At 58.5% G+C, this 25,231-nt stretch carries 28 protein-coding genes; 20 read left to right on the top strand and 8 right to left on the bottom strand.

Annotated elements, in window-relative coordinates:
* Positions 1-133 precede the first annotated feature (133 nt).
* Positions 134-1,135, bottom strand: coding sequence for an LLM class flavin-dependent oxidoreductase (locus ACWPM9_RS05575; protein WP_484757036.1), 1,002 nt, complete (start codon positions 1,133-1,135; stop codon positions 134-136).
* 162 nt (positions 1,136-1,297) lie between these two features.
* Here ACWPM9_RS05575 and ruvC point away from each other — a divergent pair, with 162 nt between their 5' ends.
* From ruvC to ACWPM9_RS05535, 8 genes are all read left to right on the top strand, one after another.
* Positions 1,298-1,810, top strand: coding sequence for a crossover junction endodeoxyribonuclease RuvC (gene ruvC / locus ACWPM9_RS05570; RefSeq protein ID WP_484757035.1), 513 nt, complete (start codon positions 1,298-1,300; stop codon positions 1,808-1,810).
* Positions 1,811-1,865: 55 nt separating this feature from the next.
* A complete protein-coding gene (locus tag ACWPM9_RS05565; RefSeq protein ID WP_484757034.1) occupies positions 1,866-2,126 on the top strand; it encodes an AbrB/MazE/SpoVT family DNA-binding domain-containing protein in 261 nt (86 codons plus the stop codon).
* Positions 2,104-2,523, top strand: a complete 420-nt coding sequence (locus tag ACWPM9_RS05560; RefSeq protein WP_484757033.1) for a type II toxin-antitoxin system VapC family toxin — start codon at positions 2,104-2,106, stop codon at positions 2,521-2,523. Before ACWPM9_RS05565 ends, ACWPM9_RS05560 begins: the two co-directional genes overlap by 23 nt.
* Before the next feature lie 13 nt (positions 2,524-2,536).
* Positions 2,537-3,154 (top strand): Holliday junction branch migration protein RuvA, encoded by a 618-nt coding sequence (gene ruvA / locus ACWPM9_RS05555; protein ID WP_428187954.1) that lies wholly within the window; start codon positions 2,537-2,539, stop codon positions 3,152-3,154.
* Positions 3,155-3,192: 38 nt separating this feature from the next.
* Positions 3,193-3,585 (top strand): hypothetical protein, encoded by a 393-nt coding sequence (locus tag ACWPM9_RS05550; protein ID WP_484757032.1) that lies wholly within the window; start codon positions 3,193-3,195, stop codon positions 3,583-3,585.
* The gene (ruvB, locus tag ACWPM9_RS05545; protein ID WP_428187952.1) at positions 3,582-4,622 is read left to right on the top strand and encodes a Holliday junction branch migration DNA helicase RuvB; all 1,041 of its coding nucleotides are present in this window, start codon (positions 3,582-3,584) and stop codon (positions 4,620-4,622) included. Before ACWPM9_RS05550 ends, ruvB begins: the two co-directional genes overlap by 4 nt.
* A gap of 1 nt (position 4,623) precedes the next feature.
* A complete protein-coding gene (locus ACWPM9_RS05540) occupies positions 4,624-5,193 on the top strand; it encodes a DinB family protein (RefSeq protein WP_484757031.1) in 570 nt (189 codons plus the stop codon).
* Between the two features lie 154 nt (positions 5,194-5,347).
* Positions 5,348-5,668: an RcnB family protein gene (locus ACWPM9_RS05535; protein ID WP_484757030.1), complete on the top strand. Its 321-nt coding sequence runs from the start codon at positions 5,348-5,350 to the stop codon at positions 5,666-5,668.
* A gap of 36 nt (positions 5,669-5,704) precedes the next feature.
* Here the strand turns inward: ACWPM9_RS05535 and ACWPM9_RS05530 are convergent, their stop codons facing one another.
* From ACWPM9_RS05530 to ACWPM9_RS05520, 3 genes are read right to left on the bottom strand one after another with little or no spacing between them, the layout of a single operon-like run.
* The gene (locus ACWPM9_RS05530; protein ID WP_484757029.1) at positions 5,705-6,598 is read right to left on the bottom strand and encodes an NAD-dependent epimerase/dehydratase family protein; all 894 of its coding nucleotides are present in this window, start codon (positions 6,596-6,598) and stop codon (positions 5,705-5,707) included.
* Positions 6,595-7,467: a glycosyltransferase gene (locus ACWPM9_RS05525; RefSeq protein WP_484757028.1), complete on the bottom strand. Its 873-nt coding sequence runs from the start codon at positions 7,465-7,467 to the stop codon at positions 6,595-6,597. Before ACWPM9_RS05525 ends, ACWPM9_RS05530 begins: the two co-directional genes overlap by 4 nt.
* Positions 7,464-8,684, bottom strand: coding sequence for an NAD-dependent epimerase/dehydratase family protein (locus ACWPM9_RS05520; RefSeq protein WP_484757027.1), 1,221 nt, complete (start codon positions 8,682-8,684; stop codon positions 7,464-7,466). The genes ACWPM9_RS05525 and ACWPM9_RS05520 overlap by 4 nt, the downstream gene beginning before the upstream one ends.
* 124 nt (positions 8,685-8,808) lie before the next feature.
* Here ACWPM9_RS05520 and ybgC point away from each other — a divergent pair, with 124 nt between their 5' ends.
* From ybgC to ACWPM9_RS05465, 11 genes are all read left to right on the top strand, one after another.
* Positions 8,809-9,249, top strand: coding sequence for a tol-pal system-associated acyl-CoA thioesterase (gene ybgC, locus ACWPM9_RS05515; protein WP_484757026.1), 441 nt, complete (start codon positions 8,809-8,811; stop codon positions 9,247-9,249).
* 240 nt (positions 9,250-9,489) lie between these two features.
* Positions 9,490-10,206: a protein TolQ gene (gene tolQ / locus ACWPM9_RS05510; protein ID WP_428187945.1), complete on the top strand. Its 717-nt coding sequence runs from the start codon at positions 9,490-9,492 to the stop codon at positions 10,204-10,206.
* 39 nt (positions 10,207-10,245) lie between these two features.
* Entirely contained in the window at positions 10,246-10,704 is a 459-nt protein-coding gene (gene tolR / locus ACWPM9_RS05505; RefSeq protein WP_428187944.1) for a protein TolR, read from the top strand.
* An 8-nt stretch (positions 10,705-10,712) separates the two neighbouring features.
* Positions 10,713-11,834 carry a hypothetical protein gene (locus tag ACWPM9_RS05500; protein ID WP_484757602.1) on the top strand — a complete coding sequence of 374 codons (1,122 nt, stop codon included), beginning with the start codon at positions 10,713-10,715 and terminating at the stop codon, positions 11,832-11,834.
* A gap of 17 nt (positions 11,835-11,851) precedes the next feature.
* The gene (tolB, locus tag ACWPM9_RS05495; RefSeq protein ID WP_428187943.1) at positions 11,852-13,159 is read left to right on the top strand and encodes a Tol-Pal system beta propeller repeat protein TolB; all 1,308 of its coding nucleotides are present in this window, start codon (positions 11,852-11,854) and stop codon (positions 13,157-13,159) included.
* 164 nt (positions 13,160-13,323) lie between these two features.
* Entirely contained in the window at positions 13,324-13,860 is a 537-nt protein-coding gene (gene pal, locus ACWPM9_RS05490; RefSeq protein WP_428187942.1) for a peptidoglycan-associated lipoprotein Pal, read from the top strand.
* 162 nt (positions 13,861-14,022) lie between these two features.
* Positions 14,023-14,991 (top strand): tol-pal system protein YbgF, encoded by a 969-nt coding sequence (gene ybgF, locus ACWPM9_RS05485; protein ID WP_484757025.1) that lies wholly within the window; start codon positions 14,023-14,025, stop codon positions 14,989-14,991.
* Between the two features lie 19 nt (positions 14,992-15,010).
* On the top strand, positions 15,011-16,327 hold the full coding sequence (gene tilS / locus ACWPM9_RS05480; protein WP_484757024.1) for a tRNA lysidine(34) synthetase TilS: 1,317 nt from the start codon (positions 15,011-15,013) through the stop codon (positions 16,325-16,327).
* A 122-nt stretch (positions 16,328-16,449) separates the two neighbouring features.
* Positions 16,450-18,384 carry an ATP-dependent zinc metalloprotease FtsH gene (gene ftsH / locus ACWPM9_RS05475; protein ID WP_428187939.1) on the top strand — a complete coding sequence of 645 codons (1,935 nt, stop codon included), beginning with the start codon at positions 16,450-16,452 and terminating at the stop codon, positions 18,382-18,384.
* A 256-nt stretch (positions 18,385-18,640) separates the two neighbouring features.
* On the top strand, positions 18,641-19,996 hold the full coding sequence (gene glmM, locus ACWPM9_RS05470) for a phosphoglucosamine mutase (protein WP_484757023.1): 1,356 nt from the start codon (positions 18,641-18,643) through the stop codon (positions 19,994-19,996).
* Between the two features lie 20 nt (positions 19,997-20,016).
* On the top strand, positions 20,017-21,123 hold the full coding sequence (locus ACWPM9_RS05465; RefSeq protein WP_484757022.1) for an alcohol dehydrogenase family protein: 1,107 nt from the start codon (positions 20,017-20,019) through the stop codon (positions 21,121-21,123).
* 92 nt (positions 21,124-21,215) lie between these two features.
* Here the strand turns inward: ACWPM9_RS05465 and ACWPM9_RS05460 are convergent, their stop codons facing one another.
* Entirely contained in the window at positions 21,216-21,962 is a 747-nt protein-coding gene (locus ACWPM9_RS05460) for a YebC/PmpR family DNA-binding transcriptional regulator (protein ID WP_428187936.1), read from the bottom strand.
* A gap of 182 nt (positions 21,963-22,144) precedes the next feature.
* Here ACWPM9_RS05460 and ACWPM9_RS05455 point away from each other — a divergent pair, with 182 nt between their 5' ends.
* Positions 22,145-22,645, top strand: coding sequence for a pyridoxamine 5'-phosphate oxidase family protein (locus ACWPM9_RS05455; RefSeq protein WP_428187935.1), 501 nt, complete (start codon positions 22,145-22,147; stop codon positions 22,643-22,645).
* Positions 22,646-22,698: 53 nt separating this feature from the next.
* Here the strand turns inward: ACWPM9_RS05455 and ACWPM9_RS05450 are convergent, their stop codons facing one another.
* The 3 genes from ACWPM9_RS05450 to ACWPM9_RS05440 form a co-directional block, all read right to left on the bottom strand.
* Positions 22,699-23,526, bottom strand: coding sequence for an MBL fold metallo-hydrolase (locus ACWPM9_RS05450; RefSeq protein WP_484757021.1), 828 nt, complete (start codon positions 23,524-23,526; stop codon positions 22,699-22,701).
* Between the two features lie 126 nt (positions 23,527-23,652).
* Positions 23,653-24,477 (bottom strand): TIGR00282 family metallophosphoesterase, encoded by an 825-nt coding sequence (locus tag ACWPM9_RS05445; RefSeq protein WP_428187933.1) that lies wholly within the window; start codon positions 24,475-24,477, stop codon positions 23,653-23,655.
* An 11-nt stretch (positions 24,478-24,488) separates the two neighbouring features.
* Complete coding sequence (locus ACWPM9_RS05440; protein ID WP_484757020.1) at positions 24,489-25,067, bottom strand: 5-formyltetrahydrofolate cyclo-ligase; 579 nt, start codon at positions 25,065-25,067, stop codon at positions 24,489-24,491.
* Positions 25,068-25,231 lie beyond the last annotated feature (164 nt).

Here is a 25,231-nt window from a genome sequence, read left to right as displayed (position 1 = left end):
GCCGGGTCTGACATCAACGAAATCAAGTGACTATACTGATTTCGAGTACAAAAAATGCCCCGAAACGGGGCACTTGAAAGTAATCGCAACTGAGTAGAAACACCCGACCCAGGTTCGTGATGTGGCGCTATTGCTATTCCGCCGCCTGCGCCATCTGGCCAAGGCCCGAGAACAACTCGACCGAATGGAGCCGCGCCTTCACATCGTGGATCGGCATCGAGACGATGACCTCGTCGGCTTCCGTCTCGGCGAGGAAGCTGGATAGCGTCTTGCGCGCCGTCTCGGGCGAACCGATGATGGCATAGCGAAGCGTGTGCTCCACACCCATCCGCTCCATCGGCGTCCCCAGCTCATCGACATTGTCGACCGGGCGCGGGAACGGCACACGAACATCTCGCCGCAGGTTGAGGAATTGCTGGGTGAGCGAGGTGGACAGATACCGAGCCTCTTCATCGCTATCGGCGAGCACCGCCATGACACCCGCCATGACCTTCGGCTTTTGCAACCGTTCCGACGGCTGAAAGCGATCGCGATAAATGGCAATCGCATCCATCAGAGAATCCGGTGCGAAATGCGAGGCAAAGGCGTATGGCAGCCCGAGTGCCGCTGCCAGATGAGCGCTGTAGTGGCTTGAGCCCAAAAGCCAGACAGGCACATGACTGCCCGTGCCGGGATAGGCGCGGATCGGTTGCTCCGGATCGGCATCTCCCATCAGGATCTGCAATTCCATGATATCGCGCGGGAAGTTCTCCGCGCCGGCCTCCAGATTGCGTCTCAACGCCATGGCAGTGCGCATATCTGTGCCCGGCGCCCTGCCGACCCCAAGATCGACACGTCCGGGATAGAGCGCGGCAAGCGTGCCGAACTGTTCGGCGATCACCATGGGTGAATGATTGGGCAGCATGATGCCGCCGGAGCCGATGCGGATCGTCTTGGTGGCAGCTCCGACATGACCGATCAGCACAGAGGTCGCGGCACTGGCAATTCCCGGCATGCCGTGATGCTCGGCAAGCCAGAAGCGGTTGTAGCCACAGGCTTCTGCCTTCTGCGCCATCAGGCGGGTGGCCTCCAATGCTTCCGACACCGTCTGTCCGTCGCAAATCGGGGATAGGTCAAGAATGGAAAACGGAACCATGGGGAACGTCACTTTCGGGCTTTGATGATCTTTTCACTCATATAGGCGCTGATCTGCCCAGTGCCAGCGGTGCGGTAAAATCGAATTGCCGCCTTCACAGTTTTGTTTTTGTTTTGTTCACTTATCGCTGGCAGGTTTCAAGCCCGAAAGCTAGGATGACTCATGACCAACACGATTCGTATCATCGGCATAGATCCGGGCCTCAGACGCTGCGGCTGGGGCATTATCGAAACCCTGGGAAACGCGCTGCGCTTCGTCGCCTCGGGCACAGTGACATCCGACGGCGATATGGATCTCGCCTCCCGCCTTTGCCAGCTTCATGATGGTCTGGCAGAGGTGGTGCACAGCTATCAACCGCATGAGGCAGCCGTCGAACAGACCTTCGTCAACAAGGACGCCGTCGCCACCCTCAAACTCGGTCAGGCCCGCGGCATCGCCATGCTGGTCCCTGCCCGCGCAGGATTGCAGGTTGCCGAATATGCGCCGAATGCCGTCAAGAAATCCGTGATCGGCGTCGGCCACGGTGACAAGAAACAGATCCACATGATGCTGAAAATCCTGATGCCCAAGGCTGAATTCAAGGGCAACGATGCCGCTGACGCACTGGCCATTGCCATTTGCCATGCCCATAATCGCGGTGGCGATCGCATGCGCAAGCTGCTGGCCGCCAGCTAATTCGTTCTTGACTTGTTCTCATCGTCGATCTAAGTAATACCGCAGAGGTATTACAATGCGCGTCACCATCAAGGGCCAAGTCACGATCCCGAAGGAAATCCGCGACCATTTGAAGATCGGTCCAGGTTCGGAGGTGGAATTCGTTCCCTCGGATCATGGCGTACTTCTGGTAAAGACCGGAGATTTCAAGCCGGACTTCGAAAGTTTCGATGACTGGGCCAAAAGCGTAGAGGGCACCCTCGATACTCAAGGCATGACGACAGACCAGTATATGGATTGGCTAAGGGGGGCCGGTGATGACCTCGACCGTCGTTGATACCAATATCCTGATCGACGTGCTTGGACCGGCGTCACCGTTTCGAAACTGGTCACTTGCGGCGTTGAAGCGTTGTCGAGACGAAGGCGACCTGATTTTGAATCCGATCATCTGGTCGGAAATATCAGCCTCCCCTTTAAGCGAAAACGATATCAACCGGGCGATTGGCTGGCTCAGCTTCAAGCGAGAGCAACTCTCTTACGAGGCAGCCTATCGTGCGGGAAAAGCGCACTTCGATTACTGCAGGACTGGCGGATTGAAAGAACGCACCTTGCCGGATTTTCTAATCGGCGCCCATGCCAATATCAATGCCCACAGACTTTTAACGCGGGATGCAGCACGCTATCGCAGCTACTTCCCGTCTCTCGTTATGATCACTCCCGAAACCCATCCCTGACGGAACCAACACCATGATCGGCAAGCTGAAAGGCACTATCGAGGAAATCGGCGATGACTATGTGCTCGTCGATGTACACGGCGTCTGCTACGTCGCCTATTGTTCCGCCCGAACACTGTCGCGCATGGGCTCCGTTGGCGAAGCCGTCGTGCTCTTCATCGAGACCTATGTACGGGAAGACCAGTTGAAACTGTTCGGTTTCACGAGCGCGCTGGAGCGTGAATGGTTCAACCTGTTGCAAAGCGTGCAAGGTGTGGGCGCCAGGGTCGCACTTGCTGTGCTCTCCACCCTCACCCCATCGGAATTGGCCAATGCCATCGCGCTTCAGGACAAGACCGCCGTCTCCCGCGCACCGGGTGTCGGCCCCAAAGTGGCAGTGCGGATCGTGACCGAGCTGAAGAACAAGGCGCCGGCCTTTGCGGGGGAAGCCTCAGGCTCTATCGGCCTCAAACAGGAACTGGGCGAAGGCGTGGCCTCCGCTCCCGTGTCCGACGCGGTGTCGGCGCTCACCAATCTTGGCTATTCGCGCGACCAGGCCGCCAATGCCGTCTCCGCGGCCATGAAGACTGCAGGCGAGGACGCCGACAGCGCCAAACTGATCCGCCTGGGGCTGAAGGAGTTGTCCAGGTGAACTCGTATCGACCCCAGGGCGACAGGATTTATCGACGGGTGAAAAACAAGAATGCCCTGGATTTGGCAGAATTTCTGCACGACCCGGAGCAATTCGCACTGGCGAAAACGTTCATCGCCGCCCGCTCTTTGAATGTCCCTTCATACGCACCCTTTAAGGGTGTCGCAGAGACAGCATCGGTGTTGGAACGTCGATCCCCTTGCCAAAACCAGATCTTTGCCCAGACATTGCAGAAGCGTCTTCCCGCAGAGCGATTTTTGGTCGAAGATGAAGACTTTCTCGACGACCTGCCGGAAAGCGGTCGTGCCGCCACCGCAGATCTCTTGGACTGCATAATTGCCGATATGGCCACCGGGGCAGGATGCAGCGTGACAAAGACCTTTGACCACAAAGCCACGGCCCGCCCGCCCGGCATGGAACTGCTTGCATGAATACACCCAATCCCATTCTGTCGCCGGAAAAGAAGGGCGAGGACATCGACGCCACGCTGCGCCCGCAGTCGCTGGACGAGTTCACCGGCCAGGCAGAAGCGCGCGCAAACCTGAAGATTTTCATCGAAGCCGCCAAAAACCGTGGCGAGGCCTTGGATCATGTCCTGTTCGTTGGCCCACCGGGCCTTGGCAAGACCACGCTCGCGCAGATCATGGCCAAGGAACTGGGCGTGAATTTCCGCTCGACCTCAGGCCCGGTGATCGCCAAGGCTGGTGACCTCGCTGCCCTTCTGACCAATCTTGAAGAGCGTGACGTCCTTTTCATCGACGAGATCCACCGCTTAAGCCCGGCGGTCGAGGAAATTCTCTACCCGGCGATGGAGGATTTCCAGCTCGACCTCATCATCGGCGAAGGCCCTGCTGCCCGCTCGGTCAAGATCGACCTGTCCAAGTTCACGCTGGTGGCGGCAACCACACGCCTGGGGCTTCTGACGACGCCGTTGCGCGACCGCTTCGGCATTCCGGTCCGCCTCGCCTTCTACACCGTCGAGGAACTGGAATTGATTGTCCGTCGCGGTGCAAGGCTGATGGGCCTTGGCATGACCGATGAGGGAGCCCGCGAAATTGCCCGCCGCGCCCGTGGTACACCGCGCATCGCCGGTCGCCTGCTGCGCCGCGTTCGCGACTTTGCCGAAGTCGCGCGCGCCGACGCGGTCACCCGCGAAATCGCGGATGAGGCTCTGACCCGCCTGCTGGTCGACAACATGGGTCTCGACCAGTTGGACAAGCGTTATCTCAACATGATCGCCGTCAATTTCGGCGGCGGCCCGGTCGGCATCGAAACCATCGCCGCCGGACTTTCGGAACCCCGCGACGCGATCGAAGACATCATCGAGCCCTATATGATCCAGCAGGGATTCATCCAGCGAACCCCGCGCGGCCGCGTTCTCACCGGCAATGCCTGGAAGCATCTCGGCATGCAGCCGCCCAAGGATCTGGAGGCGGCTCAGTTCAGGCTGACGCTGGAGGACGAATAGAATGTCCGGTGACGGTTACGACCCAAGCCGTGTTTTTCGCAAACTCGCCCGCAACAACCGCCTTGCCAATCTGCGCCTTCACGCGGCCTGCGCAAAACTTGGCGTCGGGGAATTTGAAGCCCCGCGCACTGGCTTCTTCCCCTCCATTCGGGCGACCCTGAACCACATTCTCGTGGTCGACTGGTTCTATGTCGACGCACTGGAAGGTGGCACACTGGGACCGAAGGCATGGGCGAACGAGGAGCCATATCTCGAACTGAACAACCTGACGCGCGCACAGGCCGAGGTCGATATACGCCTTCTGGCTCTCTGCGACAGCGCCAGTGCGAGCGATCTTGGCAGACCATGCCAAGTCCATCGCGGCAATCGCATTCAGACAGAGCGCAGGGACGATATCCTCACCCACCTCTTCCAGCATCAGACGCATCACAGAGGACAAGTACATGCCATGCTGTCCGGCACAGGCATCAAACCGCCACAGCTCGATGAATTTGTCGTTGGCGACGATGCATCGGCACGGGCCGATGACATGGCAATGCTCGGCTGGCACGAAGACGAATTGATGCGCTAATTGGGGCTTGGGATTACGTCTGCGACCGAGAAACGGCCACAAAGAATACACTTTCAAATAATTGAATTCATTACAAAATCGTAACAAATACGTTCACTTCCCATTCATGTGACGCGCCCTATGTTGTTATCACAGACAACAAAAAGGAACCGTCATGAAAAAAGCACTCTTGATCTCGATTGCAGCAATGTTGATGGCCGCCCCGATGGCGCAGGCGCAAACGCATGGCGATCACAAACAGCCGCAGCAGCAATATCTGATCAACAAGCACCCGGCCAAGAAGGTCGTAGTGAAGAAGCATTGGCAAAAAGGCCAGCACATGAGCAATTGGAACAAGCATTCCAAGGTCACAGACTACAAGCGTCACGGCCTGCGCAAGCCCGGCCCCGATCAGCGCTGGGTCAAGGTCGATAATGACTTTGTGCTGATCAGCATCGCATCCGGTGTGATTGCCGGCATAGTTGCCGCGCATTAGGTTCTGCGGATCTCCCTTGCCGCGAGCGGGGGAGATCTATTTTTGCAGATAGCGCGCAGACAAGTCGTCAATAGTGTCGCGCAGCAATGCCGTTCCGCCCGGTTGCCAGCCTAGCGCAGAGATTTTGTCGGTTGTCATCCGGGCAATCCGGCTCTTGGCAGCAGGCTTCGGCAACGGTTGCTTCGAGCCGATCGCATCGCGAAAATGAGACAGGATATCGCGGTTATCCGTGACGATGTCGGAGATATTGAAAGCCTGTCCACTGACCCTTGCGGTGTCAGCCTCTAGCACCAGCCGCAAAGCGGCCGCGACGTCTTGCCCATGAACTTCGGAGCCAGCGCGTGCTGCAACAGGACGGCCTGCAAGATAGTCGCGAAACATCCCGTCCCATTTGTTCGGAAAGAGATTGCCATAGACGCCGGTCGCTCTGAGACTAACGCCGGCAAATCCCGGCGATGACAGTTCAGCCAGTACCTGCTCGGCCATAAGCTTGACTTCTCCATAAAGCGATGTCGGCTTTGCGGCAGCCTCTTCGTGAAGCACGGTGCCATCCGGCAATCCGTCATAGACGGCGCGGCTGGAGACAAACACACAACGCCGAACGCCAGCCCGCTTGGCACTTTCGAATAACCTGACCGTTCCATCCAGATTGCGGCGACGAAACCCTTGGGGATCATCGCCCTCCCCGCCACGATAGCGCCCCGGCACATGATCGAAGGCTGCGTGAACGAAATGGTAGGCGTCGTCGAAGGCGCAGGAGTGGTCTGCATCGGGATCGAGCGACAGCGGTATGAAGTCGACAGGCAAGGGAAAGAGCGTGTCATGTGGCGCTGTTCTGCCACCCACGGTCACCTGATAGCCGGCGGTCAGCAGCCCTTCGACCAGATAGCGCCCGACAAGCCCCGCTCCCCCGGAAACAAGGACCTTCATGCGGCCTCTGCTTTGCCGGGATTGTGCAGCGATGCGATATCGGGGATGTCCCGCCCGTCATGAAAGGCGTACCAAAGATCGATCAGCGGCTTCAGCTTTGCGGCCTTCGGATGGTCTTTCTCCCAAGGCTTTTCATATTGGTAATGGAGAACGCCAATCTGGTTCCAGTCCCACAGCTCCGGCAGGTTGAACCACACATATTGCAGCATGTTCATGAACACCGGCAGGCCCTGCCAGTCGGGAAAAAAGTTCTCCAGAAATGTCTGATCCGTACGCCGCCAGAACATGCCATGCTCGTCAAGGCGCTCCAGCATGGCGTTGTAAGTTCGAAGCGATGGCTTGGCGACAAAGACACCGGAATTCAGTCGGTGGAAATCGGCAAGGCTCTCATAGACATTGGGCGCCGCAGAGAATTCCGGATAGTCAAACAGCTTGTCGATATTGCGAAGTACGATCGCATCGGCATCGATGAAGACGCAGGTTTCGTAATCGATCAGCTGCCACAGCCGGAGCTTGCAGAAATTGTCGAGCGGCGAGTGGAAATCCGGCTTTCGACCCTTGGTAAAAGGGGCCGCCGAATGGAGATTGCCGCGCGCATGGCGCTCGTTGAAACCATCGGACATGGGCAGGTGTTCCACCTCGACCAGCCGGCAACCGAGTTCCGACAGCGGCGCCAGCACCGCTTCGTCCACGCCCCCCGTATGCAGCACGACGATATCGGCAGAGGTGTAGCTGTGCATGATCGAACGCGCGAGCGCTGTCGCACCCATGGCATAATCGGCATTGGTCACAAGCGTCACAAAGGCCTGTCGCGAACGGGCGGTCGTCGCGGGCCTGATGCCCTTCAATGTCTCAGAGCCAAAGATCATGACACCGATTTCAACCTCTTGCCTTCCGGGTCCCGGTCGATGGTCTGGGCAATGTCCTTGGTCCATGCCGAGACGCACGGCACGCGAGAGCGATCCACGCGATAGGCAAACTTCTTCGCCACCTCGACGATCTCGTCCAGCAATCCCTCTTTCAAGGTTATTGGCTCAAGACCAAGGCCGAGGAATTTCTCGTTCTTCACCACCAGCTCGTTTTCGGCGGCCTCCTTGCGCGGGTTCGGCAGCCAGGCGATCTGTGCTCCCGTGAGCCTGGAGATCATTTCGGCCAGATCCCGCACCCGGTGTGTTTCGGTCATCTGGTTGAAGATCTCGACGCGGGATCCCCGCTCGGGCGGGTTCTTGAGCGCGATTTCGATGCAGCGCACGGAATCCTGAATATGGATGAAGGCGCGCGTCTGACCGCCAGTCCCGTGTACTGTCAGCGGATAGTCGATCGCCGACTGGATGAGAAAGCGGTTGAGCACCGTGCCGTAATCGCCATCATAATCGAAACGGTTGACCAGTTGCGGGTGACGGCGGGTCTGTTCGGTATGGGTCCCCCAGACAATGCCCTGATGCAGATCGGTGATGCGCATGCCGTCATTCTTGGCATAGAACTGGAACAGCAACTGATCCAGGCACTTGGTCATGTGGTAGATCGAACCGGGATTGGCCGGATAGAGGATTTCCTGGCTTGCCGTCTCACCCGAGGTGGTTTCGATCCCGACCGGCAGATAGCCTTCCGGGATCGCAGCACCCACAGTCGAATACCCGTAGACACCCATTGTGCCGAGATGGACAAGGTGCGCATCCAGACCCAGTTCGACCACCGCGTTCAACAGATTATGCGTGGCACTGACATTGTTGTTGACGGTGTAATTCTTGTGACGGTCGCTCTTCATCGAATAGGGGGCGGCACGCTGCTCTGCAAAATGCACGATCGCATCCGGACGCTCGTCTGCCAGCCAGTTCTTTAAGAGCTCATAGTCCCTGGCAAGGTCGATCAGGTGGAAATGGATGCGCCGTCCGGTTTCCGCATGCCAGATACGGGTCCGTTCCTGGATCGAGTCCATCGGCGTCAGCGATTGCACGCCAAGCTCGGTATCGATCCAGCGTCGGGAGAGATTGTCGAGGATATGGACTTCATGTCCAGCATCGGAGAGATGGAGCGATGTCGGCCAGCCGACAAACCCGTCACCACCCATAATGGCTATCTTCATGGAATCAACTCCTGGTCTTTGAAACCTTCAACACGTGATAATGCCACTATATGACAGTACGACAACGTGGCATGACTGGGGCCGTTCCCCGACATTCAACGCACAAGTGAACCAAGGCAAGCATATGACGGATATTCAGTTTTCAATTTCAGGTCGACTGGCACAACGGGGTCATGAACTCGTCCAGCGGGTCTATTATGAAGATACTGACTTTTCAGGCGCCGTCTATCATGCCCGTTACCTGCACTTTATGGAGCGCGCCCGTACCGACTATCTGCGCTGCCTGGGCATCAATCAGAGCACCCTCTACGCCTCACCCGAAGAGAGCCTGTCCTTCGTCGTTCATCGCATCGAGATCGACTTCAAGCGCCCTGCCCGAATGGACGACATTTTGACCATCCGGACCACGACGGAACAGGCAGGCGGCGCACGAACGATCATGGTGCAGGAGATTTTCCGGGGCGATCAACCCATTGTCTGTGCCAGAGTTGTTATCGCCTTCATAAATCGCGAGGGTCGCCCCCGCCGTCTGCCGGATGGTCTGGCCGAAAAACTGCTGGCGTAGGACAGTCTTTCCGTAGGCAGCACCTTTATCCTAACACTTCGTTAACCATAATGTAGTCTTACTCTACTAACGCTTTTTTGTGCGGCGCACGCCTTCCTTTCACCAAAATTGAAGGCAAGAAGGCTGGATAAGTAGCTTGAGGCGAAGTGGGCGTTGGTCATCAAAACGCACAAATCGAGCAGGTAAGCCGTAAACCGCCCGGTCTTGTGCCGGGCGTTTGGATTTCGGGGGCAGGTAAGCATGGAACAAGTTGGATTGGCCGCAGCGACAGAGGTTAGCCTTTGGTCCCTGTTTCTGCAGGCTGGCATCGTCGTGAAACTGGTCATGCTCGGTCTGATCGGCGCGTCGATCTGGACCTGGGCAATCGTCATCGACAAAGCCGTCAGTTACGGTCGCATTCGTCGCCAGTTCGACCAGTTCGAACAGGTGTTCTGGTCCGGGCAGTCGCTCGAGGAACTCTATCGCACGCTTGCCGAACGCTCCAACAAGGGCCTCGGCGCGATCTTCGTTGCCGCCATGCGCGAGTGGAAGAAGAGCTTCGAACGCGGCGCCCGCTCTCCGATCGGCCTGCAGATGCGTATCGACCGCGCCATGGATGTGACGCTGGCGCGAGAAGCCGAACAGCTTGAATCGCGTCTGGGGTCTCTTGCCACCATCGGCTCTGCCGCACCCTTTATCGGCCTTTTCGGTACGGTTGTCGGTATCATGACCTCCTTCCAGGCAATCGCCGGATCGAAGTCGACAAACCTTGCCGTCGTGGCTCCCGGTATTGCCGAGGCACTTCTGGCAACGGCAATCGGTCTTGTCGCCGCTATTCCGGCGGTCATTGCCTACAACAAATTCTCTGGCGAGGCCGGCAAGCTGTCGGCCCGTATGGAAGGCTTCGCGGACGAATTTTCCGCCATCCTTTCGCGCCAGATCGACGAAAAGCTGCAGCCGCGCCAGGCCGCGCAGTAACAGCTTTGCCCGTCGCAAACGACACACCGGAGCAAGTCCATGGGAATGTCAGCTGGGTCACAGGGTAGCGGAGGCGGACGGCGCGGTCGTCGGTCGCGTCGCGGCAATCGTGGCCTTGTCAGTGAAATCAACGTTACGCCGCTCGTCGACGTCATGCTCGTGCTGCTGATCATCTTCATGGTCGCCGCCCCCATGATGACCGTTGGCGTTCCGATCGACCTGCCGGAAACGCAGGCAAAGGCAATGAACGCCGATACGCAGCCGATCACGATCTCGGTCAATCCTGCCGGTGAAATCTACCTGCAGGAAACGGCCATCGCGCTCGACGACATCGTGCCGAAACTCGAAGCCATTGCCACAACCGGCTATAATGAACGCATCTATGTGCGCGGCGACACCGCTGCTGCCTACGGTACCGTGATGAAAGTCATGGCCCGCATTTCGTCTGCGGGCTTCAAGAATATCGGTCTGGTAACGCTGCAAGAACAGGGCAATTGATCCGTCAGATGAAGGGCAGTCTTGTCACATCTGCTATCCTGCACACCCTCGTGCTCGTCGGGGCACTGGTGAGCATCAGTGCGCCCAAATCCTTCGATGTCGCTGACGTCGAGGCTTTGCCGGTCGACATTGTGCCGATCGAGGAAATCACCCAGATCCAGCAGGGCGACAAGAAGGCAACCGCACGCGAATTCGCAGCGCCCGTCCCGACCACGCGACCTGACATAGTCGAGAACGCCCAGAACGTCGGTGATAACAAGGTCGACGTCGAGGCGCCGCCGACACCGGACAAGCGCCCGGATAGTGTCGAGATTGCCGCCGCCCCTGAAAAGGTCGAAAAGCCGACGCCGAAGGTCGACAACGAGACCAACGATATCGAGCAGATCATCAAGGAAGAAACCGACACCGCTCCGGCAACCGAAGTGGCAGCGAAGGCCGAACCGCCACGCGAAGTGACGCCGCAGCCGACGGCTGACGCCGCACCGGAAGCGCCTGCCGAGCAGGAGACCGCCGAGGAAATCCCGCTACCCGATTCCGTTCCGGTGCCACAAGCCAAGCCGAAGCCTGCACCCAAGCCTAAGCCGGAAGAGCAAAAGAAACCCGAGCCTGAAAAAGCCGAGGCCCAGACTGCCAAGACGCCCGACCGCAAGCTGGATGAAAAGAAGCAGGAAACCGCGAAGTCGAAGACGTCGAAGGACAGTGACTTCAACCTCGACAGTGAGGTTGCAGCTATCCTCAACAAGCAGGCACCGGCCAATGGCGGTGCCAAGCGGTCGACGGACGAAGCAGCGCTTGGCGGCAAGAAGACCACATCCGGTTCCAAGCTCAGCCAGAGCGAGATGGATGCCCTGCGCGGCCAGATCCAGAACAACTGGACGATCATCCCCGGCATTGCCGACAGTGCGGACGTTCGTATCCAGGTGAAGTTCCAGCTGGACGAGTCCGGCGCCATTGTCGGCGAACCCGTGGTGACCGCCAGTGGCGGCTCGGACTCGGCTCGTCAGGTTCTTATGGGCGGTGCACGTCGTGCCGTTCTCAAATCCTCGCCATTCAAAAACCTTCCGCGCGATAAATATGATGCCTGGTCGGAAGTCGTCGTCAATTTCGATCCCAGTGACCTGGCTCTTTAATGCTGAAAGGCCTCAAGATGATCAAATCAGCCCTCATTCGCATTCTCGTTGCAGCCGCAGCGCTGGCGGGGGTGTTTGCCACTCCGGCTTTCGCCCTGGTGGAGATCAACATCAACAAGGGTAATGTCGAGCCTCTACCGATTGCGGTGACGGATTTCGTCTCCAACGGCGATGTTGGCGCAAAGATCTCGGCGGTCATCGAGGCCGACCTGAAACGCTCCGGCCTGTTTGCGCCCATCGGCCACCAGGCTTTCATCGAAAAGATTTCCAATCCGGACCAGGCACCGCGCCTTGAGGACTGGAAGGTCATCAACGCCCAGGCACTTGTCGTCGGTCGCGTCACCCAGGAATCGGATGGCCGCCTGCGCGCCGAGTTTCGTCTGTGGGACACGGTCGCAGCCCAGCAGATGACCGGTCAGCAGTTTTTCACCCAGCCGGAAAACTGGCGCCGGGTCGCCCATATCATTGCCGATGCCATCTACGAACGCATTACCGGCGAAAAGGGCTATTTCGACACCCGCATCGTCTTCGTCTCCGAACAGGGCACCAAGCTCGACCGCAAACGCCAGCTCGCCATCATGGACCAGGACGGCGAAAACGTTCGCATGCTGACCGACAGCAAATACATCGTCTTGACGCCGCGTTTCTCGCCGAGCCGTCAGGAAGTCACCTACATGTCCTTCGAAGGCCAGCAACCGCGCGTCTACCTGCTCCAGCTTGAGACAGGCCAGCGCGAAGTGGTCGGCAACTTCCCCGGCATGACCTTCTCGCCACGCTTCTCGCCCGATGGCCAGCGTGTCATCATGAGCCTGCAGCAGGACGGAAACGCCAATATCTACACCATGGACCTGCGTTCGCGCACGACCACGCGTCTGACCAATACAGCCGCCATCGACACCTCGCCTTCCTATGCACCGGATGGCACACGGATCGTTTTCGAAAGCGACCGCGGCGGCCGCCAGCAGCTATACACGATGAACGCAGACGGCTCCGGCCAGAAGCGCATCTCCTTTGGCGATGGCTCCTATTCGACCCCGGTCTGGTCGCCACGCGGCGACCTTATCGCCTTCACCAAGCAGTCGGGTGGCAAATTCTCCATCGGCGTGATGAAGCCGGACGGCTCTGGTGAGCGTATCCTCACAACCGGCTTCCATAACGAAGGTCCGACCTGGGCACCCAATGGTCGCGTCATCATGTTCTTCCGCCAGGCCGCCGGCGCCGGTGGTCCGCAGCTCTATTCCATCGATCTGACGGGCTATAACGAACAGCTGATCCGCACCCCGGCATATGCTTCCGACCCGGCCTGGTCACCGCTCCTCGAATAGGCCTCAAGATCGCCGCTTTTTCGCCGCAAAATGCGGCGAATCAAGGGGTTTGAGGGTTCATTTCACGATCTGTTAACCATGTTTCTTCGCGGTCGATTAACCGAGTACGGTTACTCTCCGGAAACCCTGACGATAATGCCCCGACGATATCAAGGAGACCGGCCATGAGCCGCACTATTTCCCCGGCAAAAAGCCGTATGCAGAAGCTGGCGACCAATCCAGCCATCGTCGCCCTGGCCATGACATTGGCTCTGGCGGGCTGCGCATCCAAGAAAAACCTGCCCAACAGCGCATCCGAGCTTGGCCTTGGCGGCGCGGGTTCGGCAACGCCTGGTTCAACCCAGGACTTCACCGTCAATGTTGGCGACCGCATCTTCTTCGACACCGACAGTTCGTCGGTTCGCGCCGATGCCCAGCAGACGCTCGATCGTCAGGCCCAGTGGCTGATGAAGTATCCGCAGTATCCGATCACGGTCGAAGGCCACGCCGACGAGCGTGGTACCCGCGAGTATAACCTTGCGCTTGGTGCCCGCCGCGCAGCGACAACCCGCGACTACCTTGTTTCGCGTGGCATTCCGGCCAACCGCATCAAGACGATCTCCTACGGCAAGGAACGTCCGGTCGCCGTTTGCGACGATATTTCCTGCTGGTCGCAGAACCGCCGCGCCGTTACCGTTATCGGCGGTGGCGCCGGTCTCTGACACCCGGCATAGTCTATGACGAAAAGGCGGTCTTCAAAGGCCGCCTTTTTGCATTTCTCCACACTTTGGCCGAACTTCGGTTGCTTTTTGCCAACAATTTGAAAAACTCTGGCGAGAGCGCCATTTGCGCCACGACTCAAGGAACGACAGGATTTGAGAGACATGAAAAGACTTGTCATGGCAGCGTTGATCTCGTTGGCCCCGCTGGCAGGAAGCTATAGTGCCGCGGCCGCGTTTCAGCTGTTTCCGCACGGTCTGTTTGGCGGGCATCACGAGGCAAGGCCGGCCGCTGATCAGCCGACGGTTCATCTGGCCCAGGCAGCCGATCCTGCAAGCGTGACCCAGCTTCAGGAAGAGATCCGCAACCTCAATGGCCGGATCGAGGAAATGAGCTTCCAGTTGCTGCAAATGCAGGAACAGTTGCGTAAATATCAGGAAGATAACGAATTCCGCTTTCAGGAGCTGGAAGGCGGCGGCGTAAAGAAAAGCGGCGCCCTGGATAAACCCGTAGACGGCGGGCAGACCCAGAGTTCCGTGGCAGACGCAGGCTCCCTACCGAATTCTGGCGACTCCGGCCTTGGCATGCCGGAGCAAACGCTGGGCTCGATCGAATTGGATGCCAACGGCATGCCCGTCGGCACCACCTTGAACGAGGGCTCGCTTCAGACGGAGAACCAGGAAGCAGCGATCGACAGCAGCACCCTGCCCGGTGTCGACGCCGGACCGGAAGCACATACCGCCTCACTCTCCGGCGGCGATGACATTTATCAGGCAGCCTATAGCCACGTTCTCTCCGGCGATTACGGCGTCGCGGAAAAAGAGTTCACCAAGTTCATCGGCGAATATCCCGATAGCAAGAAAATCGCCGACGCCCATTTCTGGCTCGGCGAAGCCCAGTATTCCCAGGGCGACTTCAACGCCGCGGCCAAGACCTTCCTGAACGCGCATCAGGCCTATAGCATGTCGCCAAAGGCACCGGAAATGCTCTTGAAGCTTGGCATGTCGATGGCACAGCTCGACAACAAGGATACGGCTTGCGCGATTTATACCGAAGTCGGCAAACGCTATCCCCAGGCCTCGCGCGCCATCACCAACAAGGTTGCAAGCGAGCGCAAGCGTCTGAGCTGCTGATCGCGGCGCGACGTCTTAGATGACTGACGCACTTGCGCCCAACCTTGCAATCCGGCACTTCCTCGACAAGCTAGAAAAGCCCACCCGGCTTCTTGTCGCCATATCAGGCGGAAGCGACTCCACCGGCCTTCTTCACATTCTCCACAAAGAGATTTCCCAAGCACCATTTCCCCATGTATCCTTGGCCGCTGCCACGGTTGACCATGCGCTGCGCCCCGAAGCCGCTGACGAAGCGCTTGAGGTCGCCAGTCTCTGCCGCACACGCGGTATTTCCCATGTCATTCGCCGGTGGGACGCGGATAAGCCACCGACCGGCATTTCTGCCGCGGCGCGCGAAGCACGATATGCTCTGCTTGCCGATGCGGCCCGCGAACTGCAGGCTGACGCCATTGTCACCGGCCACACCCTGGATGACCAGATCGAAACCATTGCGATGCGCGCGACCCGCAGCAGCAGGCAAGACGATACCGGTCTGGCCGGAATGGCAGACGCCATGCTGTATAACCGCAGCATCTGGATCCTGCGTCCCCTGCTCAACTGCCGTCGCGTCGACATCAGGAATGTGCTGCGCGCGGACGGCATGGGCTGGATCGACGATCCGAGCAATGACGATCGCCACTACGAACGCGTGCGCACCCGCCAGGCAATCGCTGACGACGCCGACACCAACATCGATCAAAACGCCGGCGAACGGCGCAGGATGCTGGGAAAATCTGCGGCTGAACTTTTGCACCGCCATGCGACTGCTTATGCCCAGACCGTCTTCCACCTGTCGCCCGACATGCTGCAATCCGACGCAACCGCTCTACGCCACGCCCTGGCGGCCCTGCTTTCTGTGACGGGTGGACGCGCTTATCTGCCCGGCCGCGAGGCGATGGATAAAGTCATGCGTTTCATCGCCTCGACTGAGAGCGGACGGATGACCGCCGCACGAACATTGCTGGTTCGCCACAAGAGCGGGCTGTTCCTGATGCGCGAGAGGCGCGGCGTAAAGTCGCTGGTCTTGCAACCCGGGGAGAACGCCATCTGGGATGGGCGCTTTCACATCACCAATAAGGGGTCAAAGCCGGTCACGGTCTCCGCCGACCGCACAGCGGAGATCCCGGACGACTGCGACACGCTGCCGCCGGGCATAAAAGCCCATATTACCGGCATTCTGCCGCATTTCTCGCATACGGCTGTACTTTCAACCTCAAGCGCATCGTTGAATGTCGATATCGAGTGCCGCCCGGTGCTCGGTGCTTATGATCGTTTCATGCCTGTTTTCGAGCTCGAACTCGCCAATGCCCTGGCGCAGTTGATCGGTGTGGAAAGCTGTTTGACGCCGCCTCTTTAGAGGTTATTGACGGAAAACACATTCGTGTTGCTGTTTACCTTGGCAAGGCGACAGTGCGAACCTATGTTAGGGACGATATCAGCGGCGCATTACTGCATGCCGCGCATGCTCCGGGGAGTTCAATGAACCCAAATTTTAGAAACTTCGCGCTCTGGGCGATAATCGCGCTCCTGCTGATTGCACTTTTCAGCATGTTCCAGACGACACCGTCCACGTCCAGCTCCCGTGAGATTCCGTATTCGCAGTTCCTGCGCGAAGTGGATTCCGGTCGCGTTCGCGACGTCACTGTAACCGGCAACAAGATCGCCGGCACCTATTCGGAAAACGGCACCGCTTTCCAGACCTATTCACCGGTCGTGGATGACAGCCTGCTGGAACGCCTTCAGTCCAAGGATGTGATGATTGTCGCACGTCCGGAAACTGACGGTTCCTCAGGCTTCCTGAGCTATGTCGGCACGCTTCTGCCGATGCTGCTGATCCTCGGTGTCTGGCTGTTCTTCATGCGCCAGATGCAAGGTGGATCCCGCGGTGCCATGGGCTTTGGAAAATCCAAGGCCAAGCTTCTGACCGAAGCGCATGGCCGTGTGACGTTTGAAGACGTCGCAGGCGTGGATGAAGCCAAGCAGGACCTGGAAGAAATCGTGGAATTTCTGCGCGACCCGCAGAAGTTCCAGCGCCTCGGTGGTCGCATTCCACGCGGTGTTCTTCTGGTTGGCCCTCCCGGTACCGGTAAGACGCTTCTGGCACGCTCCGTTGCTGGCGAAGCCAATGTGCCCTTCTTCACGATTTCCGGTTCGGACTTCGTTGAAATGTTCGTCGGTGTCGGCGCAAGCCGTGTCCGCGACATGTTCGAACAGGCCAAGAAGAACGCACCTTGCATCATCTTCATCGACGAAATCGATGCTGTCGGTCGCCATCGTGGCGCAGGTCTGGGCGGCGGCAATGACGAGCGCGAACAGACGCTCAACCAGTTGCTGGTCGAGATGGATGGCTTCGAGGCCAATGAAGGCATCATCCTGATCGCCGCGACCAACCGTCCCGACGTGCTCGACCCAGCGCTTTTGCGTCCGGGCCGCTTCGACCGTCAGGTCGTCGTGCCGAACCCGGATATCGTTGGACGCGAGCGCATCCTCAAGGTCCATGCCCGCAACGTGCCGCTGGCACCGAATGTCGACCTCAAGGTTCTGGCACGCGGCACCCCCGGCTTCTCCGGTGCGGATCTGATGAACCTCGTCAACGAAGCAGCCCTGATGGCCGCCCGCCGCAACAAGCGTGTTGTCACCATGGCCGAATTCGAAGATGCCAAGGACAAGATCATGATGGGTGCGGAGCGCCGCTCGTCCGCCATGACCGAAGCCGAAAAGAAGCTGACTGCCTATCACGAAGCCGGCCACGCAATCACCGCACTCCACGTGCCGGTTGCCGATCCGCTTCACAAGGCGACCATCATTCCACGCGGCCGGGCACTCGGCATGGTCATGCAGTTGCCTGAGGGCGACCGCTACTCGATGAGCTACAAGTGGATGGTATCGCGCCTCGTCATCATGATGGGTGGACGTGTTGCGGAAGAGCAGACCTTCGGCAAGGAAAACATCACGTCGGGTGCATCCTCGGATATCGAGCAGGCGACCAAGCTCGCACGCGCCATGGTCACCCAGTGGGGCTTCTCCGATATCCTCGGTCACGTTTCCTATGGTGAAAACCAGCAGGAAGTGTTCCTCGGTCATTCGGTCTCGCAGTCGAAGAACGTGTCGGAATCGACCGCTCAGAAGATCGACAGCGAGGTTCGCCGCCTGATCGATGAGGCCTATACGGAAGCGACCCGCATCATCACCGAAAAGCACGACGAATTCGTCATTCTGGCCGAAGGCCTGCTCGAATACGAAACTCTGTCCGGTGACGAAATCAAGAAGCTGATCGCTGGCGAAAAGCCAACGCGCGACAACGGCGACGATTCCACGCCGACCCGTGGTTCCGCTGTCCCGTCTGCCGGTGCCAAGAACGATACGCCAAAGGGTGGCGAAGCCGAAGGCGGTCTGGAACCCCAGCCGCACTGAGCCTAAGCTTCACGCCACAATCGAGGCCGTCCGTCGTTTACCGACGGGCGGCCTTTTTCTTGACAGCTGTCATCTCATCCGGAAACCAGTCGTCCTCAGTAACGGGATGTAAGCAGAGTTTGCGCGAATTTACGTGCCGACGAGTACAATTTGTGGCATGAGCGGCCTTATAAAAGCCTGCTATATAGGCGGAACAACACACGCTGCCGCTCGACAGGGCCGCGGCAGCGCAGACAAGACAATAACGGGAGTGCACATGACACGTCGCTATTTCGGAACCGACGGTATTCGCGGAGAGTCCAACCTGTTTCCGATGACGCCGGATATTGCCATGCGCGTCGGCATCGCCGTTGGCACGATTTTCAGGCGCGGCGAACACCGCCATCGCGTTGTCATCGGCAAGGACACCCGCCTGTCCGGTTACATGCTGGAAAATGCGCTCGTGGCCGGTTTTACCGCAGCCGGGCTTGATGTCTTCCTCCTCGGCCCGATCCCGACGCCGGCCGTCGCCATGCTCACCCGTTCGCTGCGCGCCGATGTGGGCGTTATGATCTCCGCCTCGCACAATCCCTTTGCCGACAACGGCATCAAGCTTTTCGGCCCAGATGGTTACAAGCTGTCGGACGAAATCGAGACGACAATCGAGGACCTGCTCGACCAGGACTTCCAGGCGCAGCTCGCCCCTGCCCACGAGATCGGCCGGGCCAAGCGCGTGGAAGGCGACATCTATCGCTATATCGAATTCGTAAAGCGCACGCTGCCGCGCGACGTGACGCTGCATGGCCTGCGCGTGGCGCTCGACTGCGCCAATGGTGCAGCCTACAAGGTCGCCCCGCTGGCTTTGTGGGAACTGGGTGCCGAAGTGGTGACCATCGGCAATGAGCCGAATGGTACCAATATCAATTTCGAATGCGGCTCCACCCATCCCTCCGCGCTGCAGAAGAAGGTCCATGAAACCCGCGCCGATATCGGCATTGCGCTGGACGGCGACGCCGACCGCGTGATCATCGTCGATGAGAACGGTGCCATCATCGATGGCGACCAGTTGATGGCCGTGATTGCCGAATTCTGGGCCAATGACCAGTTGCTGAAAGGCGATGGGATCGTTGCGACGGTGATGTCCAATCTCGGCCTCGAACGCTTCCTCGGCGACAAGGGCCTGTCTTTGGCGCGCACCAAGGTGGGCGACCGTTATGTCGTTGAGCATATGCGCCGCAACAATTTCAATGTCGGCGGCGAGCAGTCCGGCCATATCGTGCTGTCGGACTTCGGCACCACCGGCGACGGTCTCGTGGCAGCGCTGCAGATCCTGGCCGCCGTCAAGCGCACGGGCAAGACAGTCAGCGAAATCTGCAACCGCTTCGAGCCCGTTCCGCAGCTCTTGCGCAATGTACGCTACGCCGGCGGAAAGCCGCTGGAAGACAAGCAGGTCAAACAGGCGATCAAGGATGCTGAAGCCGAACTGGCAACCTCCGGTCGCCTCGTCATCCGTCCATCCGGCACGGAGCCGCTGATCCGCGTGATGGCCGAAGGTGACGATCGCAGCCAGATCGAGCGGATCGTCAACGATCTTGTCGGCGTTATTGCAGGTGCCAAAAGCGCGGCAGCCTGACAAAAAAGGAGGTGCGCAGCATGAGCTGTCAAACGGAGCGCCCCTCCCCTCCAGATCTGCCAGCGACCATGCAAGCCATCGTCACCACCGGCACCGGCGGCTACGACAAGCTCGAACTTCAGACCGTGCCGATCCCTGAGCCGGCAAGGGGCGAAGTCTTGCTGCGGGTTCTGGCAGCCGGGGTCAACAACACCGAAATCAATACGCGCCTGGGCTGGTATTCCGCATCGGTGCGCACCGGTACGGAGGGCGCAGGTAAAGATCCACCGACACCCCGCGACGATGGCGGTTGGAACAAGACCACGCCCTTTCCCTTCATCCAGGGAACCGATTGCTGCGGCGAAGTCGTCAAGGTCGCCGCAGACGGTGACAAGAGCCTGATCGGCGCAAGAGTGCTGGTGCGCGCCTGCATGCGCCCGAAAGGTTTTGCCTCCATGGACAACATCTGGATGGGGTCCGATTTCGACGGAGCCTTCGCGCAATTCGTGAAAGTGCCGGCGCAGGAAATATTCCCCATCGAGTGTCCGTGGACGGATGCCGAGCTCGCAACCATTCCCTGCGCCTATGGCACCGCTGAAAACATGGTTCACCGCGCCGGTATCTCCAAAGATATGCGCGTGCTGATCACCGGCGCCTCCGGCGGCGTGGGCTCGGCTGCGGTTCAACTGGTCAAACGTCGCGGTGCGGAGGTGGTCGCCATCTCCACCAAGGCCAAGCACGATGCGATCCGGGCAATCGGTGCCGATCGCATGATTGATCGCAATGCGGATGCTGTTGAGCTTCTGGGCGAAGAAAGCATCGACGTCGTCATCGACAATGTCGCCGGCTCCGGTTTCGGTGCCATGCTCAAGCTGTTGCGGCGCGGCGGCACCTATGTGTCTTCGGGCGCAATCGCCGGTCCGCTGGTCGAGCTGGATATGCGCATCTTCTATTTGAAGAACCTGATGCTGATCGGTTGCACGGCCTGGGACGAAGCGGTCTTTCCCAACCTTGTCTCCTACATCGAGCGCGGCGAGATCCGTCCTCTGCTGGAGCGCACCTATCCGCTCGAGCAGATCGCCGATGCCCAGCGCGACTTCCTGCAGAAACGCCATGTCGGCAAGATCGTTCTCATTCCGCCAGCCTGACAGGGACGAGTGACTGTGAAAGCAGTCAGGCAGACACGAAAAAGCCCGGCATCCTGTGACACCGGGCTTCGGCATTCATGTCATATCAAGGCTTAAGCCGAAAGCTTGGCCATGACTTCATCGTCGACTTCGAAGTTCGAATAGACGTTCTGCACGTCATCATCGTCTTCCAGCGTATCGATGAGCTTCATCAGCGAAATTGCTTTTTCTTCGTCGACAGGAATAGTGTTCTGGGGACGCCAGATGGCCTTCACCGACTCAGCTTCGCCAAGAGCTTCTTCAAGCGCCTTGGAAACCTCTCCGATATCCTCAAACGCGCAATAGATGCTGTGGCCGTCCTCGCTGGAGGCAACGTCTTCGGCACCGGCCATGATGGCAGCTTCCATGACAGCATCAGCATCGCCAACCTCTTCCTTGTAGACGATTTCGCCCACATGGTCGAAGGAGAAGGAAACAGATCCGGTTTCGCCCAACGCACCGCCGGCCTTGGAAAAGGTCGAGCGCACCGAGGATGCGGTCCGGTTGCGGTTGTCCGTCAGCGCCTCAACGATGACAGCAACGCCGCCCGGTCCATAGCCTTCGTAGCGGATCGCATCATAAGTCTCGGCATCCGCACCCGACGCCTTCTTGATGGCACGGTCGATGTTGTCCTTGGGCATGGACTGCGCCTTGGCGTTCTGGACGGCCAGACGCAGCGCCGCGTTCATGGACGGGTCGGGCAAGCCTGACTTCGCAGCAACGGTGATTTCGCGCGCAAGCTTGGAGAACATTTTGGAACGGATACCGTCCTGCTTCCCCTTGCGATGCATGATATTTTTAAACTGTGAATGGCCAGCCATGGCACCCCTGATCACGTCTCTGTTTTGAATGAGCGCCTTATAGAAGTGATGGAGCCTTCATTCAAGGGCATCGGGCAAATCGGTCGATTTGGAATGGTGCAAAGTTACTTGTCCCATCCGTGGAACATAGACGGCCCGCTTCCGTTTTTGTGGTGAAACTCCGCAAGAAGAAGGAATTTGAAATGGTCAGTCTGTCAAAGGCACGCGAAGAACCGGTAAAGCAGCTCTGGGAAGAGATCGACGGCGTTCATGCCGGTATGTTGGGTCTGTCAGGCACCGACATGCACATGCAACCCATGGCGCCGTTTGCCGATCCTCAGGCCAATACGATCTGGTTCTACGTCAAGAAAGATTCCGATCTGATGCAGAAGCTGCGCCCCGGCGCCCGCGCACATTTTTGCGTCATCGGTAAGGACCACGATTATCACGCCTGCCTGAGCGGTACACTGACCGAGCGCAAGTCCAAGGACAAGATCGATGAATACTGGAGTTCGGTCGTTGACGCCTGGTTTGAAGGCGGCAAGCAAGATCCGACGCTCACGATGATCGCGCTTCACATTGACGATTGCGAATTCTGGGCTTCGACCGGAAACCCGTTGCGCTTCGGTTGGGAAATCGCCAAGGCCAATCTCAAGGACGAAGCGCCCGATGTCGGCGTCCACAGCAAGCTGTCCTTCGCCTGAGATCGATACCGATCCATCAACAAGGCCCGCGTGGAAGTTCCGCGCGGGCTTTTCTACATCATGCCGCGCAAGACCAGGATGAGTGGCTTGTCCGGCAAGTTCCGCATGGACACAGTGACCGCAGCGCTGTCGGAAATGCTCACATCGAACTTGCCGTCGAACATGGCAAGAAAGCTTGCAAGCGGCGGTCCCGGCCTGTGCATGGGCAGGATCAGCGCTGAACGCAGACGCTGAATGACAAGGCTCATGCTTTGCGCGCCCATCGTCAGGCCGCCATCGACCGGAACCATCACGATGTCCAGACGGCCAATTTCGGCATAATGCGCATCCGTCAGTTCGTGGTGCAAATGGCCGAGATGACCGATGCATAACCCGGCAATCTCAAATATGAAGATCGAGTTTCCGTTCTCCTCGAACCCGCCATAGGAGCGGATGTCTGTGGAGACATTCCGGATATAGGTGTCGCCAAGTGTCAGATGATGACTGGCCTTCTCGCCCGGCACATCGGCCCAGCCATGCAGCACATGACGGATACCCGGATCGGGGTTGAGCGTGAAATGGCTGGAATGCGCCTTGTTCATGGTGACCACATCGGGTCTGAGCGGCGAACGAAGCCAGCCATTATAGTCGGTGGCGATAGACACTCCGCCCGGGCTTTCAATCAAAAACGTCGAATGCCCGAGAAAGGAAATCGTCACATCTTCAGCGAAGTCCACGGGCAGCGCAGACGTCTTCGGCCTGAAGTTCGCAAACATCACGTTCGGCAGGTTTTGCGCAATAAGCTGACATTGGCTGACGGGCGGACGGTCCTCCTGAGCTGCCACTGGGACAGCCAGTATCATCAGACCCGTAAAAGCCAAGGCAAGTATCCGCAGCATCATGCCGCTCCCGCGCCGTCAACCAATGGCCTACAGGATGCGGGAGCGGCGCACATCGGTAAAGGTGCGACGCGGAAAGTTATCCTCACATTTTTGTCATCCGCATCGCATGACGTTTGCGAAGCTGGATCAGCGCCAGAAAGAGGGAATGTTCTCCGCGAGCCTCGGCCCGATCCGGAGCGGCTCGATTTTCTCGGCCAGACCTGTCCTGTCGGAGATCTCCACGCCGACACCGCAAATGGTGGCAGGCCCATTGGCCGCCTCGAACCGACCTTTCGGCATTTTCGAGATAAAGCGGTTGAGCGGCTCTTCCTTGTCCATCCCCAGCGACGAGTCATAATCGCCGCACATGCCGGCATCCGACATATAGGCCGTGCCGCCGTTCAGGATCTGGTGATCTGCCGTTGGAACATGCGTATGGGTTCCAACGACAAAGCTCGCACGGCCATCGACGAAATGGCCGAAGCACTGCTTTTCACTCGTGGCTTCCGCATGAAAATCGAACACGATGGCATCGGCCTGTTCCTTCAGCGGGCATGCGGCCAGAATGGCTTCAGCTGATTTGAAGGGGTCATCCAGTTCCGGATGCATGAAGACGCGGCCCATGATATTGGCCACCAGAACCCGCGCACCGTTGCGGGCGTAATACACGCTGGAGCCGCGGCCGGGCGTGCCTGCGGGATAATTGGCCGGACGCAGGAACTGGTCATGGCGTTCGCAATAGGAAATCGCTTCCTTCTGGTCCCAGACGTGATTTCCCGTGGTCACCACATCGGCACCGGCATTGATCGTTTCGAGAAAAATATCCTCGGTGATACCAAAGCCACCAGCGGCATTCTCACCATTGACGATCACGAAATCGAGCTTCAGGTCGGACACCAGACCCGGCAGACGGTTCCAAACCGCTGTACGTCCGGTCTTTCCAACCATGTCACCCAGGAATAGCAGCCTCATTTTCAGCCCCGTTAAATCGAAAGATTGCGCAATCCGCTTTCGGTCAGGATCGCGTCGAGGCCAACGTCATGCGGTTCAAACGGCACTTCTGGCACTTCCTGGCAGTCAAATGCAACGCCGATCAGCACCGGATTGGCACCTTTTGCTCTTAAACGGGCAATGGCGCGGTCATAATGACCGGCTCCATAGCCAATTCGATTGCCCCTCGCGTCGAATGCGGCAAGCGGCATCAGCATGATCTCGGGATCGAGAACCTCAGCCTCCGGTCCCGGACCACGCGTCCCGAAGCCGGTGGACACCAGTTCTGCACCCGGCAACAACGCGCGAAACACAATCGTCTCCCGGTCAATGACAACCGGTAAACAAAGGCGCGCGCCCCGCGCCTTGAGCTTGCCCATCAATGGCCGCACATCGACTTCAGAGCGGATCGGGAAAAAACCGGAAATGATGGCACCGGGATCGAACGCGATTGCGTCGCCCGCGTGATCGGCCATGGCAAGGCTGGCCTCGATGCGGACTTCCGCATTGATTGCATCTCTGAGCGCCAACCGTTCGGTGCGGATCAGAGCCTTGGCTTGCCTGTTGTCCATCTCATCATTCCCCTGAAAGACTGGTGCCCTTATCCAATGGCACACATTTCTTTGCAAGGATGCGACGAACGAAAGGCCAATGCGATGCAACAGGGCCGTGTAATTAATATGTACGCACACTCAAATTTAACGAATGAGATTTATTATTCCGACATCGAATTCAA

Source organism: Agrobacterium sp. H141, from assembly GCF_057158725.1.
The sequence above is the reverse complement of the archived record's forward strand: the minus strand, read 5'-3'. Positions and strand labels throughout refer to the sequence as shown.

Bases quoted from the DNA above. Each gene is read 5' to 3' on its own strand.
- ACWPM9_RS05575 (WP_484757036.1), bottom strand. From the start codon at position 1,135: ATGGTTCCGTTTTCCATTCTTGACCTATCCCCGATTTGCGACGGACAG.
- ruvC (WP_484757035.1), top strand. From the start codon at position 1,298: ATGACCAACACGATTCGTATCATCGGCATAGATCCGGGCCTCAGACGC.
- ACWPM9_RS05565 (WP_484757034.1), top strand. From the start codon at position 1,866: ATGCGCGTCACCATCAAGGGCCAAGTCACGATCCCGAAGGAAATCCGC.
- ruvA (WP_428187954.1), top strand. From the start codon at position 2,537: ATGATCGGCAAGCTGAAAGGCACTATCGAGGAAATCGGCGATGACTAT.
- ruvB (WP_428187952.1), top strand. From the start codon at position 3,582: ATGAATACACCCAATCCCATTCTGTCGCCGGAAAAGAAGGGCGAGGAC.
- ACWPM9_RS05540 (WP_484757031.1), top strand. From the start codon at position 4,624: ATGTCCGGTGACGGTTACGACCCAAGCCGTGTTTTTCGCAAACTCGCC.
- ACWPM9_RS05535 (WP_484757030.1), top strand. From the start codon at position 5,348: ATGAAAAAAGCACTCTTGATCTCGATTGCAGCAATGTTGATGGCCGCC.
- ACWPM9_RS05530 (WP_484757029.1), bottom strand. From the start codon at position 6,598: ATGAAGGTCCTTGTTTCCGGGGGAGCGGGGCTTGTCGGGCGCTATCTG.
- ACWPM9_RS05525 (WP_484757028.1), bottom strand. From the start codon at position 7,467: ATGATCTTTGGCTCTGAGACATTGAAGGGCATCAGGCCCGCGACGACC.
- ACWPM9_RS05520 (WP_484757027.1), bottom strand. From the start codon at position 8,684: ATGAAGATAGCCATTATGGGTGGTGACGGGTTTGTCGGCTGGCCGACA.
- ybgC (WP_484757026.1), top strand. From the start codon at position 8,809: ATGACGGATATTCAGTTTTCAATTTCAGGTCGACTGGCACAACGGGGT.
- tolQ (WP_428187945.1), top strand. From the start codon at position 9,490: ATGGAACAAGTTGGATTGGCCGCAGCGACAGAGGTTAGCCTTTGGTCC.
- tolR (WP_428187944.1), top strand. From the start codon at position 10,246: ATGGGAATGTCAGCTGGGTCACAGGGTAGCGGAGGCGGACGGCGCGGT.
- ACWPM9_RS05500 (WP_484757602.1), top strand. From the start codon at position 10,713: ATGAAGGGCAGTCTTGTCACATCTGCTATCCTGCACACCCTCGTGCTC.
- tolB (WP_428187943.1), top strand. From the start codon at position 11,852: ATGATCAAATCAGCCCTCATTCGCATTCTCGTTGCAGCCGCAGCGCTG.
- pal (WP_428187942.1), top strand. From the start codon at position 13,324: ATGAGCCGCACTATTTCCCCGGCAAAAAGCCGTATGCAGAAGCTGGCG.
- ybgF (WP_484757025.1), top strand. From the start codon at position 14,023: ATGAAAAGACTTGTCATGGCAGCGTTGATCTCGTTGGCCCCGCTGGCA.
- tilS (WP_484757024.1), top strand. From the start codon at position 15,011: ATGACTGACGCACTTGCGCCCAACCTTGCAATCCGGCACTTCCTCGAC.
- ftsH (WP_428187939.1), top strand. From the start codon at position 16,450: ATGAACCCAAATTTTAGAAACTTCGCGCTCTGGGCGATAATCGCGCTC.
- glmM (WP_484757023.1), top strand. From the start codon at position 18,641: ATGACACGTCGCTATTTCGGAACCGACGGTATTCGCGGAGAGTCCAAC.
- ACWPM9_RS05465 (WP_484757022.1), top strand. From the start codon at position 20,017: ATGAGCTGTCAAACGGAGCGCCCCTCCCCTCCAGATCTGCCAGCGACC.
- ACWPM9_RS05460 (WP_428187936.1), bottom strand. From the start codon at position 21,962: ATGGCTGGCCATTCACAGTTTAAAAATATCATGCATCGCAAGGGGAAG.
- ACWPM9_RS05455 (WP_428187935.1), top strand. From the start codon at position 22,145: ATGGTCAGTCTGTCAAAGGCACGCGAAGAACCGGTAAAGCAGCTCTGG.
- ACWPM9_RS05450 (WP_484757021.1), bottom strand. From the start codon at position 23,526: ATGATGCTGCGGATACTTGCCTTGGCTTTTACGGGTCTGATGATACTG.
- ACWPM9_RS05445 (WP_428187933.1), bottom strand. From the start codon at position 24,477: ATGAGGCTGCTATTCCTGGGTGACATGGTTGGAAAGACCGGACGTACA.
- ACWPM9_RS05440 (WP_484757020.1), bottom strand. From the start codon at position 25,067: ATGGACAACAGGCAAGCCAAGGCTCTGATCCGCACCGAACGGTTGGCG.